We start from the raw sequence: 15,621 nt of genomic DNA, 5'->3' as shown, positions 1-15,621 counted from the left end.
CACGTCACATCGCCAGAAGTGCCCCGCGCTGAAACGCGAAATCGCGAGATTGCTCCTTTTGCCCACCCAAGTTGCCCCGAATGCCCGCGTAAGAGCTGTGGATCTCGCGCGTCACTCCGTCAAGGCAGGGGCGAAGCCGCACGGGCGGCGATGCGGGAGGTGGCGGGATGGGGTTCCGCGAGGACAGGTCCAGCGGTTTACGGGAGTCCGCTCCGGTGGACGACCGCGGGATCGCGGCGGCGGTCGGGGGCGACCGCCGCGCGATCGAGCGCGTGCTCGCCTGGATACGCCCCGTCGTGATGCGCTACTGCCGGGGCCGGCTCGGCGGCAACGCCCAGGCCTGCGACGACGTCGCGCAGGAGGTGTGCCTCGCGCTGCTCCGGGCGCTGCCCGGCTACCGCGATCAAGGCCGCCCGTTCCTCGCGTTCGTCTACGGCATCGCCGCGCACAAGGTCGCCGACGCGCACCGCTCGGCCGCCCGCAACCGGGCCGAGCCGGTCGCCGAGCTGCCCGACGCCGCGGGCACCGACGCCGGTCCCGAACAGCTCGCGTTGCGCGGCGAGCTGTCCGACGACATGAACCGGCTGCTGGCCGTGCTGCCCGCGAAGCAGCGCGAGGTGCTGGTGCTGCGGGTGGTCGTCGGCCTGTCCGCCGAGGAGACCGCGGCGGCGGTGGACTCGACGCCCGGTGCCGTCCGGGTGGCACAGCACCGCGCGTTGACGAAGCTGCGCGCCGCGCTCGCCGGCGACCGGAGCGCATTGGTCGGAACGTGACCCGGGAATGCGACGGGGCGCCACGCGATAACGCGGCGCCCCGGTGCCGGAAATCACTTTCCGGCGGAAATCACGACAGGAATGGCAGCCCCAGGGCCGGCAGTCCCACGACCGCGTCGACCGCGAGTCCGCAGAACACGAGCATCAGGTACAGGTTCGACAGGTGGAAGAACGGCATCGTGTTCGTCGTCCCGCCCTTGCGGACCACGTTGTGCAGCCGGTGCGCGACCACCGCGAACCACACGCCCGACACCGCCGCCACGGCCACGTAGATCCACGAGGTGACCGGCGCCAGCAGCAGCGTGCACACCACGGTGATCCACGAGTAGATGACGATCTGCCGGGTCACCTGCTGCGCCGTCGCCACGACCGGCAGCATCGGCACGCCCGCCCGCGCGTAGTCCTCCTTGAACTTCATCGCCAGCGCCCACGTGTGCGGCGGGGTCCAGAAGAAGATCACGCCGAACATCACCAGTGCGGGCCAGCCGACCGTGCCGGTCACCGCCGACCAGCCGATGATCACCGGCATGCAGCCGGCCATGCCGCCCCAGATGATGTTCTGCGAGGTCCGGCGCTTGAGCACGAGCGTGTAGACGAAGATGTAGAACAGGATCGTGGCCACGGCGAACACCGCGGACATCAGGTTCGTGGTCAGCCACAGGAACGCGAACGAGACCAGGCCCAGCACGATGCCGAAGATCAGCGCGTTGCGCGGCGGGATGGCGTTCTTGGCCAGCGGGCGCGCGCCGGTGCGCTTCATCACCGAGTCGATGTCGGCGTCCACGTAGCAGTTGAGCGCGTTGGCCGAGCCCGCCGCGAGCGTGCCGCCGGCGAGCGTGCACGCGATCAGCCACAGCGGCGGCAGGCCGCGCGCGGCCAGCAGCATCGCCGGGATGGTGGTGATCAGCAGCAGCTCGATCACCCGGGGCTTGGTCAGCGCGACGTACGCGCCGACGACCTGTCGGGGCGTACGCGCCGGGGCCTCGGTGACGGCACTCATCGCGTCAGCGCTCCTTCTGGCCAGGTCGGGGATGCGCAGATCGTAACCGCGCGTTCGGACGACAGCCCGTTCGGGTATGCCGCGAACTCACCGGGTAACCCACCCCTATCCGCCTGTGCCTGTCCACACAAGCGCGGAATGGCACGAGGGTCGGGCGGTCCGACTAGGCTGGCCGGCGGACGAGTGAAACCCCGGACCGGGCCTGACGGGATTTGTTGGAGAAACCCTCGGGCAACGCCGCCTACGTGAGTTTGGAGCTGGAAGTCCGTGTCCGTCACCGATGACGTTTCCCGGTTGACCGAGGCCCACCTTCCCGACGACTGGTCGGCACTCGACACGCGTGCGGTCGACACCGCCCGGGTGCTCGCCGCCGACGCGGTGCAGAAAGTCGGCAACGGCCACCCCGGCACGGCGATGAGCCTCGCGCCGCTGGCCTACACGTTGTTCCAGCGCGTCCTGCGGCACGACCCGGCGGACCCCGACTGGATCGGGCGCGACCGGTTCGTGCTCAGCGCCGGCCACTCGAGCCTCACGCTCTACGTCCAGTTGTTCCTGTCCGGCTACGGCCTGGAACTCGACGACCTCAAGGCACTGCGCACCTGGGGTTCGAAGACGCCCGGCCACCCCGAGCACAGGCACACGGCCGGCGTGGAGATCACCACCGGTCCGCTGGGCCAGGGCCTCGCGTCCGCCGTGGGCATGGCGATGGCCGCCCGGCGTGAACGCGGCCTGTTCGACCCGGACGCCGCGCCCGGCGCCAGCCCGTTCGACCACGACATCTTCGTGATCGCCTCCGACGGCGACATCGAGGAGGGCGTCACGTCCGAGGCGTCCTCGATCGCGGGCACCCAGCAGCTGGGCAACCTGACGGTGATCTACGACGACAACAAGATCTCCATCGAGGACGACACCGCGATCGCGTTGTCCGAGGACACGGCCAAGCGCTACGAGGCGTACGGCTGGCACGTCCAGGTCGTCGAGGGCGGCGAGAACGTCAAGGGCATCCTCGACGCGCTGCTGGCGGCCAAGGCCGAGACCGCGCGCCCGTCGCTGGTGCTGCTGCGCACGATCATCGGCTACCCGGCGCCGAACAAGCAGAACACCGGCGCGGCGCACGGTGCGGCGTTGGGCGCCGACGAGGTCGCCGAGGTCAAGCGGATCCTCGGCTTCGACCCGGAGCGGACCTTCGAGGTCTCCGACGAGGTCCTCGCGCACGCCCGTGAGGTCGTCAAGCGCGGCGAGGCCGCCAAGACCGAGTGGCAGGGCTCGTTCGACGCGTGGGCCGCGGCCAACCCGGAGCGCAAGGCGCTGTTCGAGCGCCTGTACACCGGCGGTCTGCCCGAGGGCTGGACCGACGCGCTGCCGTCGTGGGAGCCCGACGCCAAGGGCGTGCCGACCCGCAAGGCGTCCGGTGAGGTGCTGACCGCGCTCGGCCCGGTGCTGCCGGAGCTGTGGGGCGGCTCGGCCGACCTCGCGGAGAGCAACCTGACCACGATCAAGGGCTCGGACTCGTTCGGTCCGGAGAGCATCTCCACGAACGCGTGGAAGGCCCACCCGTACGGCCGCACGCTGCACTTCGGCGTCCGCGAGCACGCCATGGGCTCGATCCTCAACGGCATCGCGCTGCACGGCCCGACCCGGCCGTACGGCGGCACGTTCCTGGTGTTCTCCGACTACATGCGCCCGGCCGTGCGCCTGGCCGCGCTGATGAAGTCGCGCGTGACCTACGTGTGGACGCACGACTCCATCGGCCTGGGCGAGGACGGCCCGACGCACCAGCCGATCGAGCACCTGGCCGCGCTGCGCGCCATCCCCGGTCTGACCGTGATCCGCCCCGGCGACGCGAACGAGACGGCCGCCGCGTGGCGTGCCACGATCGCGCAGGCCGACGGTCCCGTGGGTCTGGCGTTGAGCCGGCAGAACCTGCCGGTGCTCGCGGGCACGAAGGAGAAGGCGGCCGAGGGCGTCGCGCGCGGCGGCTACGTGCTGGCCGACGCGTCCAACGGCACGCCCGAGCTGGTCCTGATCGCGACCGGCTCCGAGCTCCAGATCGCCGCCGAGGCGCGCGAGGTCCTGGAGGCCGAGGGCGTGCCCACGCGGCTGGTCTCGCTGCCCAGCGTCGAGTGGTTCGACGCGCAGGACCAGTCCTACCGCGACGAGGTGCTGCCCCCGTCGGCGACCGCCCGCGTGGTCGTCGAGGCCGGCATCGCCCAGTCGTGGCACCGCTTCGCGGGCGACCGCGGCGAGATCGTGTCGATCGAGCACTTCGGCGCGTCCGCCGACTACCAGACGCTGTTCCGGGAGTTCGGCTTCACGACCGAGAACGTCGTCGCGGCGGCCCGCCGGTCGCTCGCCAAGGGCTGAACCCGCAGCCACCACAGGGGAGATGACGACATGAGCACCAACCCGCTGGCCGACCTCAGCGCCGCCGGTGTGTCCATCTGGCTCGACGACCTGTCCCGGGACCGGTTGACCACCGGCAACCTGGCCGAGCTGGTCGCCGACAAGCACGTCGTCGGCGTCACCACCAACCCGACCATCTTCGCCGGCGCCCTGTCCAAGGGCACGGCCTACGACGAGCAGGTCCGCGAGCTGGCCGCGCGCGGCGCGGACGTCGACGCCGTGGTCCGCGAGGTCACCACGACCGACGTGCGCAACGCGTGCGACCTGTTCCGCGACGTGCACACCCGCACCGAAGGCGTGGACGGCCGCGTGTCCATCGAGGTGGACCCGCGCCTGGCCCACGACACGGACGCGACCGTCGCCGAGGCACTCGACCTGGCCAAGACCGTCGACCGGCCCAACCTGCTGGTCAAGATCCCGGCCACGGTCGAGGGCCTGCCCGCGATCACCCGGGTGCTCGCCGAGGGCGTCAGCGTGAACGTGACGCTGATCTTCTCCGTCGAGCGCTACCGCGACGTGATCGAGGCGTTCGTCGCCGGCCTGGAGCAGGCCAAGGCCAACGGCCACGACCTGCGCGGCCTGCACTCGGTCGCGTCGTTCTTCGTGTCCCGGGTGGACACCGAGATCGACAAGCGCCTGGACGCGCTGGACACGGCCGAGGCCAAGGAGCTGCGCGGCAAGGCGGCCATCGCCAACGCCGTGCTCGCCTACGCCGCCTACCAGGAGGCGTTCGCGGGTCCGCGCTGGGACGCGCTGGTCGCCGCCGGCGCCCGGGCGCAGCGCCCGCTGTGGGCGTCGACCGGCGTGAAGGACCCCGCGTACTCGGACACCCGGTACGTGGACCAGCTCGTCGTGGCCGACACGGTCAACACGGTCCCGGAGAAGACGCTGCACGCGGTCGCCGATCACGGCACCATCTCCGGTGACACCGTGACCGGCCGCGCCGGCGAGGCACAGGCGATCTTCGACCGACTGGCGGGGATCGGCATCGACCTCGACGACGTGTTCGCCGTGCTGGAGACCGAAGGCGTCGACAAGTTCGAGAAGTCCTGGGCGGAACTGCTCGACACGGTGACCGGGCAGCTGAACCAGGCGAAAGGCTGACATGACCGAGCCGATCTCCGTGGAGATCGTCCGCACGCCGAACCGGGAGCAGGTCGCGACCGTCGTGTCCGACCTGCTCCGGGAGTCGGTCCCCAGCAGGCTTTCCGCCGGCGACCCCACGCTCTGGGGTCCCGACGCCGAGTCCGAGGCGGCCATCCGACTGTCCTGGACGACCCTGCACGAGACGTCCCGCCCCCTGGTCGCGCGGATCGCGGCCCTGCGGGCGGAACTGCTCGACGCGGGCGTCGACCGGGTCGTCCTCGCGGGCATGGGCGGCTCGTCGCTCGCCCCCGAGGTGATCACCGGCACGGCGGGCGTCCCGCTCGTCGTGCTCGACACGACCGACCCCGGGCAGGTCGCCGACGCGCTCGCGGGCGACCTCGACCGGACCGTGCTCGTGGTCTCGTCCAAGTCCGGCGGCACGGTCGAGACCGACAGCCACCGCCGGATCTTCGAGAAGGCCTTCGCGGACGCCGGGATCGACGCGCGTTCCCGCATCGTCGTCGTCACCGACCCCGGCTCCCCGTTGGCCGCGCAGGCCGAGGAGGCCGGCTACCGCGCCGTGTTCCCGGCCGACCCGAACGTGGGCGGCCGGTACTCGGCGCTCACCGCGTTCGGACTCGTGCCCTCGGGCCTCGCCGGTGCCGACATCGGGCGGCTGCTCGACGAGGCCGCCGCCGTGGCGCCCCTGGTCGCCGCGGACTCGCCCGACAACCCCGCCGTGGTGCTCGCCGCGCAGTTCGTCGTGGCGCACGCGCACGGCGCGGAGAAGATCGTGTTCGCCGACACCGGCTCGGGCATCAAGGGGTTCGGCGACTGGGTCGAGCAGCTGATCGCCGAGTCGACCGGCAAGCACGGCACCGGCCTGCTGCCCGTCGTCGTCGAGGGACCGGGCGCGCCCGGCTTCGTCGACGCCCGCTCGGACGCCACCACGGTCGCCATCGGACCGGCGACCGGGTCCTCCTCGATCGCCGTCGAGGGGCCGCTGGGCGCGCAGTTCCTGGTGTGGGAGTACGCGACCGCGCTGGCCGGGCGCGGCCTGGGCATCAACCCGTTCGACCAGCCCGACGTGGAGGCCGCGAAGAAGGCCGCCCGGTCGCTGCTCGACGCGCCCGCGTCGACGCCGGCCGCGCCCGCGTTCGTGGACGGTCCGATCGAGGCGTACCCGAGCGAGGGCTGGCTGCCCGGCGACGTCAAGACCGTGGCCGAGGCGTTGAAGGCGCTCGTCGCCGCCGCGCCCGACCACGGCTACCTGTCCGTGCAGGCGTACCTGGACCGGATCGACGACGCGTCGTTCGCGCTCGTCCGCCCGGAACTGGCCCGGCGGGCGCACCTCCAGACCACCTTCGGCTGGGGACCGCGGTTCCTGCACTCGACCGGCCAGTACCACAAGGGCGGGCACCGCAACGGCGTGTTCCTCCAGCTCACCGGCGCCTCGGAGAGCACGGTCGACGTGCCGGACCGGCCCTACGACCTGGGCACGCTCCAGCTCGCGCAGGCGTTGGGCGACGGCCAGGTCCTGGCCGGGCACGGCCGTCCGGTGCTGCGCCTGCACCTGACCGACCGGGTCGCGGGCCTGGCCCAGCTGGTCGAGGCGATCCAGGAGGACGGCTCGTGAGCACGCCCACCAAGCGCAACCCGTTGCGCGACCCCCGGGACAAGCGGCTGCCGCGCATCGCCGGACCGTGCGGTCTGGTGATCTTCGGCGTCACCGGCGACCTGTCCCGCAAGAAGCTCATGCCCGCGATCTACGACCTGGCCAACCGGGGTCTGCTGCCGCCGGGCTTCGCGCTCGTCGGCTTCGCCCGGCGGGACTGGGCCGACCAGGACTTCATGCAGGTCGTGCACGAGGCCGTGAAGGAGCACGCGCGCACGCCGTTCCGGCAGGGCGTGTGGGACCGGCTGGCCGAGGGCATCCGGTTCGTGCAGGGCACGTTCGACGACGACGCGGCGTTCGACTCGCTCGCCTCGACGATCGAGGACCTGGACCGGGAACGCGGCACGGGCGGCAACCACGCGTTCTACCTGTCCGTGCCGCCGAACGCGTTCACCACCGTGGTGAACCAGCTCAAGCGCTGCGGCCTGGCCACCCCGCCCGGCGACGACCCGAACCAGTGGCGCCGGGTCGTCATCGAGAAGCCGTTCGGGCACGACCTGACCAGTGCCAAGCGGTTGAACAAGACCGTCAACGACGTCTTCCCCGAGGAGTCGGTGTTTCGCATCGACCACTACCTCGGCAAGGAGACGGTGCAGAACATCCTGGCGCTGCGGTTCGCCAACCAGCTCTACGAACCCATCTGGAACGCCAACTACGTCGACCACGTGCAGATCACCATGGCCGAGGACATCGGCCTGGGTGGTCGCGCGGGCTACTACGACGGCATCGGCGCGGCCCGCGACGTGATCCAGAACCACCTGCTCCAGCTCCTCGCGCTGGTCGCCATGGAGGAGCCGGTCTCGTTCCGGCCCAGCGACCTGCGCACGGAGAAGGTCAAGGTGCTGTCCGCGACCCGGCCCGTCGCGCCGCTCGGCGAGACCACCGCGCGTGGCCAGTACACGGGCGGCTGGCAGGGCGGGCAGAAGGTGCCCGGACTGGTCGAGGAGGGCGGGTTCGCCAAGGACTCGACCACCGAGACCTACGCCGCGATCACCGCCGAGGTGCACACGCGCCGGTGGGCGGGCGTGCCGTTCTACCTGCGCACGGGCAAGCGCCTGGGCCGGCGCGTGACCGAGGTGGCGGTCGTGTTCAAGCGGGCGCCGCACCTGCCCTTCGACGACACCGCCACCGAGGAACTGGGGCAGAACGCCCTGGTCATCCGGGTGCAGCCGGACGAGGGCGTGACGATGCGGTTCGGCTCCAAGGTGCCCGGCACCACGATGGAGGTCCGCGACGTCACGATGGACTTCGGCTACGGGCACGCGTTCACCGAGTCCTCGCCCGAGGCGTACGAGCGGCTGCTGCTCGACGTGCTGCTCGGCGAGCCCTCGCTGTTCCCGAAGAACGACGAGGTCGAGCTGTCCTGGGAGATCCTGGACCCGGTGTTGAAGCACTGGGCGGCCGGGGGCACGCCGGAGAAGTACAAGGCGGGTACCTGGGGACCGGCGTCCGCGGACCAGATGATGGCCCGCACCGGCAGGCACTGGAGGCGTCCGTGATCATCGACCTGCCCTCGACCACCACGTCGCAGGTCAACAGCAAACTCGTGCAGCTGCGCGAGGAGGGCGGCGCGGTCACGCTGGGCCGCGTGCTGACGCTGGTGATCGTGACCGACGACGGTGCCAAGACCGAGGACGCCGTGGACGCGGCGAACGACGCGAGCCGTGAGCACCCGTGCCGCGTGATCGTGGTGGCCCGGGGCGCGCGCAAGGCCGCGCCCCGGCTCGACGCCCAGATCCGGGTCGGCGGCGACGCGGGCGCGTCCGAGGTGATCGTGCTGCGGCTGTACGGGGAGCTGGCCAACGAGGGCGCGTCGTGCGTGGTCCCGTTGCTGCTGCCGGACATCCCGGTCGTGGCGTGGTGGCCGAACGAGGCGCCGGCCGTGCCCGCACAGGACCCGATCGGGCAGCTCGCGCAGCGGCGGATCACCGACGCGGCGGCCGAGAAGAACCCGATCAAGGCGTTGGAGCAGCGCAAGGCGTCGTACACGCCGGGCGACACGGACCTGGCGTGGACCCGGTTGACGTTGTGGCGGGCGATGCTCGCGTCCGCGTTCGACCTGCCGCCCTACGACAAGGTCACCGACGCCGAGGTCGGCGGCGAGGGCGACTCGCCGTCGACCGACCTGCTGGCCGCGTGGCTGGCCGCGTACCTGAAGGTGCCGGTGAAGCGGCAACGGGCTGCCGGCGGCGAGGGCATCGTGAGCGTGAAACTGGAGCGGCGGTCCGGGACGGTCAGCCTGACCAGGCCGGACGCCCGCGTGGGCACGCTGGTGCAGCCCGGCCAGCCGGAGCGGCGGGTGGCGTTGCAGCGCCGGTCGACCCGGGACTGCCTGGCCGAGGAGCTGCGCCGGCTCGACCCGGACGAGGTGTACGAGACGGCGTTGCGCGCGTTGGGCAAGGTGGTGCGCGGTCGGGCGCCGGTGAAGCCCGCCGCGCGCAAGCCCAAGCCGGTGGAGGAGCCCGTGGTCGCGAAGCGCGGCGCGAAGGCGAAGGCGGGGACGTGAGCCGGCCCGAGGTGCTGGTGCACCGCGACGGCGACCTGCTGGCCGCCGCCGTGGCCGCGCGGTTGATCACGGCGTTGGTCGACGCGCAGCGGGTGCGTGGCGTGGCGTCGCTGGTGCTGACCGGCGGGCGCACCGGCACCGCGGTGCTGGAGCGGCTGCGGGGGGCGTCGGCGCGGGACGCGGTCGACTGGTCGCGGGTGGACGTGTACTGGGGGGACGAGCGGTTCCTGCCGGCCGGTCACCCGGACCGCAACGAGACCCAGGCCCGGGCGGCGTTCCTGGACCACGTGCCGGTGTCGCGGGTGCACGCGGTCGAGCCGTCCGACGGGCGGTTCGGGGACGACCCGGACGCGGCGGCGGCGGCGTACGCGGCCGTGCTGGACCCGATGCCGGAGTTCGACGTGTTCCTGCTGGGCGTCGGCGAGGAGGGGCACACGGCGTCGTTGTTCCCGTCGTCCCCGGCCGTCCTCGAACGGGAGCGGACCGCGGTCGCGGTGCGCGACTGCCCGAAACCGCCGCCTACCCGCGTGAGCCTGACGTTGCCCGCCATCCGGCGTGCGCGCGAGGTGTGGTTGATGACGACGGGCGAGGCCAAGGCCGAGGCGGTGGCCGCCGCCCTCGCCGGAGCGTCCGAAGTGGACATCCCGGCGGCGGGCGCGACCGGCACCGGCCGCACCCTGTGGCTGCTGGACACCGCGGCGGCAGCCGATCTCTGACCGGTGGTGGGCGTCCGCCGACGCCCACCACCCGTTCGAGCGAACCTCGGATTCCTCGAGCCCCCGCCCCATTCCCGTGCCGGAACTGTCGGACCCGATGTCTAGCGTCTCCCCCGACGGCTTTCCCCGGGAGGAGCGGACGATGGCGGCGACGATCTGGCAGTACGTGGTGCCCTACGAGGGCGACTTCGACGCGGCACTGGACCGTTTGAAGGCCGAGGTGTTCGCCTCGGGCCGGTTCCACTGGTGCGGCGGCCCCCGCCCCGCGACGATCGCCGAGGTGTGGGCGGACGACATCGAGCACGAGTGCGGCACCCACTCGATCCTCGACATGTTCCGCGTACAACCACCGAACGAGAAACCGAAGTCGTTCACGGTCTCGGTGGTGACGCCCGAGGAGGTCGAGGCCCACCTGGGCCACTCCAGACCGACGGTGGAGTTCGCCGCACTCCTGGACGACTTGGCGACCACCCGCTGGCAGGGCCGGTGCGCGGTCCTGTACGACGAGGCGGGCACCCCGACGTCCCTGCGCTTCTGGGGTGCCTCAGGCGACTGACCACGGAACCGGACACCCGACACCCGATCCGGTGCGGCACAACGGATTCCACGACCTTCGACACGGCCGGTCGAAGGTACGCGGAGCCGGAACGCGCTTGAGAACGCGATGGCCGCGGCTCGACGAGTCGGGGTGGGGGTGTGCTGTCCGGACTGCCGGTCGGACTTCATGAAGTCCGGCAACGACGATCCGCAGGTCCCGCCCGCCGGACCCGACCGATCCTGACCATCGATCCGGGCCACCGGCCGACTCCGCCGACCTCCACCGGTGACCGGCCACCGGCCTACGAGCGACCGACGACCGACGACCGACGACCGACGGAGACACAGACCTGCCTAGACCGCGACCGGTGCCCCGCCGAATCCGATCTCGTTGCCGTCGGGATCGACGTAGACGACCTTCCGGACCCCGTTGGCGTAGGTCTCGCGCGAGGACGGCTCGACCCCGCGTGCCGACGCCGCCGTGACCCTCTCGTCAAGGTCGTCGACGAAGAGCGTCACCATCGCACCCCCGGCCCGCCCGGGCAGGTGCTCGACGTAGACGGACCGATGGTCGGCCAACTCCCACACCGCTTCGGTGTCGGAAACGACAAAGGAAGGAGGCCCGCCGAACAGCTTCCCGTACCAGTCCAGCGCCCCGGCGTAATCGCCGACAGGCAGCCCCGCGAACAGATCGAGTCCCACCATCCCAGGCTAGTGCCCGACCACACCACCCCGAGGAAGGTTCACCGGACACGACCACCACGGACCCGAGGCGCACGCACCGGCCGCACGCCACCCGACCCCCGCCACCTGCCCCGGCCGCCTGCCCGGCGGAGAGCGACCGCTGGGCACGCCAGAGACCCGACCCGACGACAAGCGGCACATCCCGACCGCCGACGCCCAACCACCCCTGTACCCCGAACAAAGCCGTCTGTCATCCGTACGGAAGCCGGATAAGCGTTCGCAGTCGCAACTTTGTCCGCCCCCGAGCGTCCCGTTCGCGTAACCGGCACGTCTCGTTGGGTGAGGGTGGGCAGGTCGGCACGGAGGACGGGTCATGCCAAGCGTCACGGCGGCGCAGTACGGTGACAACCGGCGGATGGCTGAAGCGGGAGGTCGGACCCTGACCGGCGACGCTGTCGAGATGCTGCCCGGCGCCGGGTACACGGACGTCCCCGCGCAGCGGGCGACCAGTGCTGCCCGGGGCCTGACATTCACCCGACGCCGCCAATGGATCTTCGACGTGGCCGCGGTGGTGGTCGCCGCGCTGGACGTCTCACTACGCGTGGTCCCGGAATCCCAGCCTTACCAGTGGGTTCTGTCGATCATCGCGGTGGCCGCGGTCGCCTTCCGCCGCCGGTTCCCGTTCCTGGTCGTGCTGGTCACGTTCCCGGGCTTCTTCGCCGGGTGGGCGCAGTTGGCGGCCATGATCGCGTTGGGCACGCTGGCCCGCCGCAAACTGCTGACCACACCGACCTACGTCGGCGCGGCCATGGTCTGGATGTCCCGGTTCTTCCTGTGGCCGGTGGACGAGTTCCTCAAGCTCGACTGGCGCACCCACGTGCACGACGCGATCTACGGCTGCATCGTGGCCGGCATGCCGATCGCGATCGGCCTCCTGGCGCACGCCCGCGAACAGCTCTCCGCGCGCATCGCGGAACTCGCCGAGAGCCGGGAGCGCGAGCGCATGCTGCACGCGCACGCCGTCCGTGCGGACGAACGCGCCCGACTGGCCCGTGAGATGCACGACGTGGTGTCGCACCAGGTCAGCCTCATCGCCATGCAGGCGGGCGCCCTCCGGATGGCGGCGGCCGACCCGAACGCGAAACAGGTCGCGGGCACCATCCGCACCCTGAGCACGCGGACGTTGGAGGAGCTGCGCCAGCTCGTCAGCGTCCTGCGCACGACCAACGGCGACGACTCGCCGCAGCCCCGGATCGAAGACCTGCCCCAGCTCGTCGCGGGCGCCGGGTTCCCGGTCCGCCTGGCCGTCGAGGTGGACTCGCTGCCCGCGCCGGTCTCCGGTGCGGTCTACCGAACCGTGCAGGAAGCACTGACCAACGTCCGCAAGCACGCCGACGGCGCGGCCACGTCGGTGCGCATCGCCGCGGTCGGCGAGGAGCTGCGGGTGGAGGTCCACAACGAACCGTCCGCGCACCCGGACCGCCGGCGACTGCCCGGCGGCGGCCACGGCCTGGTCGGCCTGCGTGAACGGGCCGCGCTGCTCAACGGCGTGTTCGAGGCCGGTCCCAGCGAAGACGGCGGCTTCTCCGTGCGTGTCACGTTCCCGCTGGGCTGCGCCGCACACGGGAGCTGAGCCGCCGGGTGGCGATCGTCAGGCAGACGGCCGCGCCCGCGCCCAGCACACCGCAGGCCAACGCGGGCGTCAGCTGGGGCTCGTGGCGCATCAGCACCGAGGGCAGGAACAGCACGGCCACGCCGAGCCCGAACCCCAGCGGTGCCGACGCGACGATCGCCGCCGTGCCCGCCCGACGCCGGCGCACCGACCTGAGCAGCGACTCCAGGTACGCCACCGTGAACAGCAGCAGGACCGCGCTGCCGACACCCATGATGCTGATCATCGGGTTCGGGGTCGGGCGCAGCGAGTACGACTTGCCGCCCGTGTTCGTGGTGACCTCGGCGTCCACCGCGCCGCCGACGATCCACCGGGCCGCGCCCGGCAGCTCGAACACGGCCGCGCCGTTCTCGATCGTGCCGGCCGCCTCGGCCACCTGGAACCCGGCCAGTCGGACGTCCAACCGCGCGGTAGTCGTGTCCGCCGGGACCATCACGGGCACGGGTCGGCCGAGGTCGGCCGACAGCGGCGGCAGCTCGCGGTCGGGCAGGGCGAACGGCAGCACGACCAGCAGCACCGCGAGCAACGCGGCGGCCAGCGCGAACCACCGCGCGGGGCGGGTCTCCAGCAGTTCGTGCGCGGGCACCAGGGTCTCCTGGCCGAACCGCACCACCGGCGGCACCTGCTCGACGATCGTGGCGCGCACCGGCACGTCGAGCGTGTCGCGACGTTCGGCCGGGTCGGGTGCCGGACGTGAACTCGCGGCGGCGACCTGCGGCGTCAGGTGCACCGGCACGCCCGCGCGCACCAGCCACTCGCGGCCGAACACGGCCGCCGCCGCGCCCGCGAGGTCGATCGCGAACGTCTCGGCGTTGCGGTAGCGGTGCCGGGGTTCGCGCTGGATCGCACGCATCACCACGGACGCGAGCGGCTCGGGCACCTCGCCGAGCGGGCGCGGGTCCTGGTGCACGTGACGTTGGATCATGGCCAGCGCGCCGCCGCCGCTGTCGAACGGCAGGCGCCCGCTGAGCAGCTCGTACAGCACGGTGCCCGCGCCGTAGACGTCGGCGGCGGGCGTGAGCGGGTTGCCCAGCGCCTGCTCGGGCGACAGGTAGGCGGGCGTACCCAGCACCTGGCCGGCGTGCGTGACCAGGGTCGCGCCTTCGCTGACCACCTGGGAGATGCCGAAGTCCGCGACCTTGAGCACGCCTTGGGCCGTGAAGAGCAGGTTCTTCGGCTTGATGTCCAGGTGCAGGACGCCCGCGCCGTGCGCGGCGTGCAGACCGGAGAGCATCGCCAGTACCAGCGCGCACGACCGCGCGGGCGTGAAGCCCTCGGCGGTGAACCGCGACCACACCGTGCCGCCGTCGAGCTTCTCCATCACCAGCAGGTGTTCGCCGCGATCGCGCACGTAGTCGTAGACCGGCACGATGTGCGGGTGGTCGAGCCGGGCCAGCAGCCGGGCCTCGTGCTCGAACCGGGCGCTCATCCGCTCGTCCTCGGCGAGCACGCCGGGCAGCCGCTTGATCGCGACCGGCCGGTTGAGCGGACGGTGCACGGCCGAGTACACGACGCCCATCCCGCCTCGGCCGATCTGCGGACCGAGGTCGTAGTGCGGCAGCGCGGCGGCGACGTTCGGCGTCGGGGTGGTCATGCCGCACCACCGGGCGGCATCGGGCGGGTCAGGCGCACCGTGGCCTCGGGGTCGACGTTCGCGGTCGTGGTGCGGAGCGTCGCGGTGGCCGGGGTGGTCGCCGGGGTGGTGGCTGTCGTGGTGGTGGACACCGTCGTCCGGGTCGTCGATCCGGGCTCCGGTTCGGTTTCCGGCGCCGGGTCGTCCGGGTGCGGCGTGAGGTAGCCGAGCGCGAGCGCGACGGCCGCGGCGCCGAGGATGAACGGGATCTCGGCGGCGGGCGACGGCGCGATCACCCGCAGCACCGAGAGCGAGATCACGGCCACCAGGCCGGTGCCGATCCCGGCGGGCAGGAACCGCGTCGCGCGCTGCCACCGGTTCGCCGGCAACCGACGCCGGGCCAGGGCGAACAGCGCGCCCGCCCACGCGAGCAGGGTCAGTGCCAGCACGGACAGGCCGAAGATCCCGTAGACCGACCATGCCGATCCGCGCACGTCGCCCGTGGTGTCGATGACGGCGATCGCGTCGCGTTCGCCGTCGAGCAGGCTCAGTTCGGTGGGCAGCAGGCCGGTGGCCTGGCCGTCGAGGTCGGCGAGGTCGAGCACGAACGACCGGGTGACGCTCTGCCCGGCGGGGACGTCGAAGGGCAACGCGGTGTCGTAGGCGAAGAACGTGAGCGCCAACGCGGTGCCGGCGAGGCGGATGGTCTTGACGTGCAGCGCGTCCGATGTTCCATTGTGGACGGTCACGGAGATCTTCGCGGTCTTCGCGGGGTCGAGGAGCAGCGTGTCCTCGCCCACCGGCCGGCCGTCCACGGTGGCGTTGGCCGTCACGGCTCCGGTGACGGCCTGAGCGGGGGCTGTTCCCAGGAAGATCCCGCAGAACAGGAGCAAACCCACCCCACCCATAATGCGTCTCACAGAGGGCACCTCGAAGTTCGGGGACGCGGACAGTCCGGGAGTCGGCATGCGATCGGCAGGAACACTAGCTCTACTC

At 72.0% G+C, this 15,621-nt stretch carries 13 protein-coding genes; 9 read left to right on the top strand and 4 right to left on the bottom strand.

Features of this window, described 5'->3' with window-relative positions; all coding sequences use genetic code 11:
- Positions 1-167: 167 nt before the first annotated feature.
- On the top strand, positions 168-773 hold the full coding sequence (gene shbA, locus F4559_RS10000) for an RNA polymerase sigma factor ShbA (protein ID WP_184667827.1): 606 nt from the start codon (positions 168-170) through the stop codon (positions 771-773).
- Between the two features lie 70 nt (positions 774-843).
- On the opposite strand, the gene F4559_RS09995 is transcribed toward shbA, so the two are convergent.
- Complete coding sequence (locus tag F4559_RS09995) at positions 844-1,773, bottom strand: heme o synthase (RefSeq protein ID WP_184667825.1); 930 nt, start codon at positions 1,771-1,773, stop codon at positions 844-846.
- A gap of 267 nt (positions 1,774-2,040) precedes the next feature.
- Between F4559_RS09995 and tkt the strand changes: the two genes are divergently transcribed.
- The 7 genes from tkt (at position 2,041) to F4559_RS09960 (ending at position 10,715) form a co-directional block, all read left to right on the top strand.
- Positions 2,041-4,137 carry a transketolase gene (tkt, locus tag F4559_RS09990; RefSeq protein ID WP_184667824.1) on the top strand — a complete coding sequence of 699 codons (2,097 nt, stop codon included), beginning with the start codon at positions 2,041-2,043 and terminating at the stop codon, positions 4,135-4,137.
- 30 nt (positions 4,138-4,167) lie between these two features.
- Positions 4,168-5,280, top strand: coding sequence for a transaldolase (tal, locus tag F4559_RS09985; RefSeq protein ID WP_184667822.1), 1,113 nt, complete (start codon positions 4,168-4,170; stop codon positions 5,278-5,280).
- A 1-nt stretch (position 5,281) separates the two neighbouring features.
- Positions 5,282-6,898 carry a phosphoglucose isomerase-related protein gene (locus tag F4559_RS09980; protein ID WP_184667821.1) on the top strand — a complete coding sequence of 539 codons (1,617 nt, stop codon included), beginning with the start codon at positions 5,282-5,284 and terminating at the stop codon, positions 6,896-6,898.
- Positions 6,895-8,436: a glucose-6-phosphate dehydrogenase gene (gene zwf, locus F4559_RS09975; protein WP_184667819.1), complete on the top strand. Its 1,542-nt coding sequence runs from the start codon at positions 6,895-6,897 to the stop codon at positions 8,434-8,436. Before F4559_RS09980 ends, zwf begins: the two co-directional genes overlap by 4 nt.
- Positions 8,433-9,443 (top strand): glucose-6-phosphate dehydrogenase assembly protein OpcA, encoded by a 1,011-nt coding sequence (gene opcA, locus F4559_RS09970; RefSeq protein ID WP_184667817.1) that lies wholly within the window; start codon positions 8,433-8,435, stop codon positions 9,441-9,443. The genes zwf and opcA overlap by 4 nt, the downstream gene beginning before the upstream one ends.
- Complete coding sequence (gene pgl / locus F4559_RS09965; RefSeq protein WP_184667815.1) at positions 9,440-10,159, top strand: 6-phosphogluconolactonase; 720 nt, start codon at positions 9,440-9,442, stop codon at positions 10,157-10,159. The genes opcA and pgl overlap by 4 nt, the downstream gene beginning before the upstream one ends.
- 142 nt (positions 10,160-10,301) lie before the next feature.
- Positions 10,302-10,715 (top strand): hypothetical protein, encoded by a 414-nt coding sequence (locus F4559_RS09960; protein ID WP_184667813.1) that lies wholly within the window; start codon positions 10,302-10,304, stop codon positions 10,713-10,715.
- 335 nt (positions 10,716-11,050) lie between these two features.
- Here F4559_RS09960 and F4559_RS09955 read toward each other — a convergent pair whose 3' ends face one another.
- Positions 11,051-11,398: a VOC family protein gene (locus F4559_RS09955; protein WP_184667811.1), complete on the bottom strand. Its 348-nt coding sequence runs from the start codon at positions 11,396-11,398 to the stop codon at positions 11,051-11,053.
- Positions 11,399-11,753: 355 nt separating this feature from the next.
- On the opposite strand from F4559_RS09955, the gene F4559_RS09950 reads away from it, so the two are divergent.
- Complete coding sequence (locus tag F4559_RS09950) at positions 11,754-13,013, top strand: sensor histidine kinase (RefSeq protein WP_184667808.1); 1,260 nt, start codon at positions 11,754-11,756, stop codon at positions 13,011-13,013.
- Here F4559_RS09950 and F4559_RS09945 read toward each other — a convergent pair.
- Both F4559_RS09945 and F4559_RS09940 read right to left on the bottom strand, forming a co-directional pair.
- The gene (locus tag F4559_RS09945) at positions 12,976-14,646 is read right to left on the bottom strand and encodes a serine/threonine-protein kinase (RefSeq protein WP_184667806.1); all 1,671 of its coding nucleotides are present in this window, start codon (positions 14,644-14,646) and stop codon (positions 12,976-12,978) included. The genes F4559_RS09950 and F4559_RS09945 overlap by 38 nt on opposite strands.
- Positions 14,643-15,533: a hypothetical protein gene (locus tag F4559_RS09940; protein ID WP_376774711.1), complete on the bottom strand. Its 891-nt coding sequence runs from the start codon at positions 15,531-15,533 to the stop codon at positions 14,643-14,645. Before F4559_RS09940 ends, F4559_RS09945 begins: the two co-directional genes overlap by 4 nt.
- Between the last annotated feature and the right edge of the window lie 88 nt (positions 15,534-15,621).

The organism is Saccharothrix violaceirubra (assembly GCF_014203755.1).
In the GTDB taxonomy this organism is placed as follows: Bacteria; Actinomycetota; Actinomycetes; order Mycobacteriales; family Pseudonocardiaceae; genus Actinosynnema; species Actinosynnema violaceirubrum.
The sequence above is the reverse complement of the archived record's forward strand: the minus strand, read 5'-3'. Positions and strand labels throughout refer to the sequence as shown.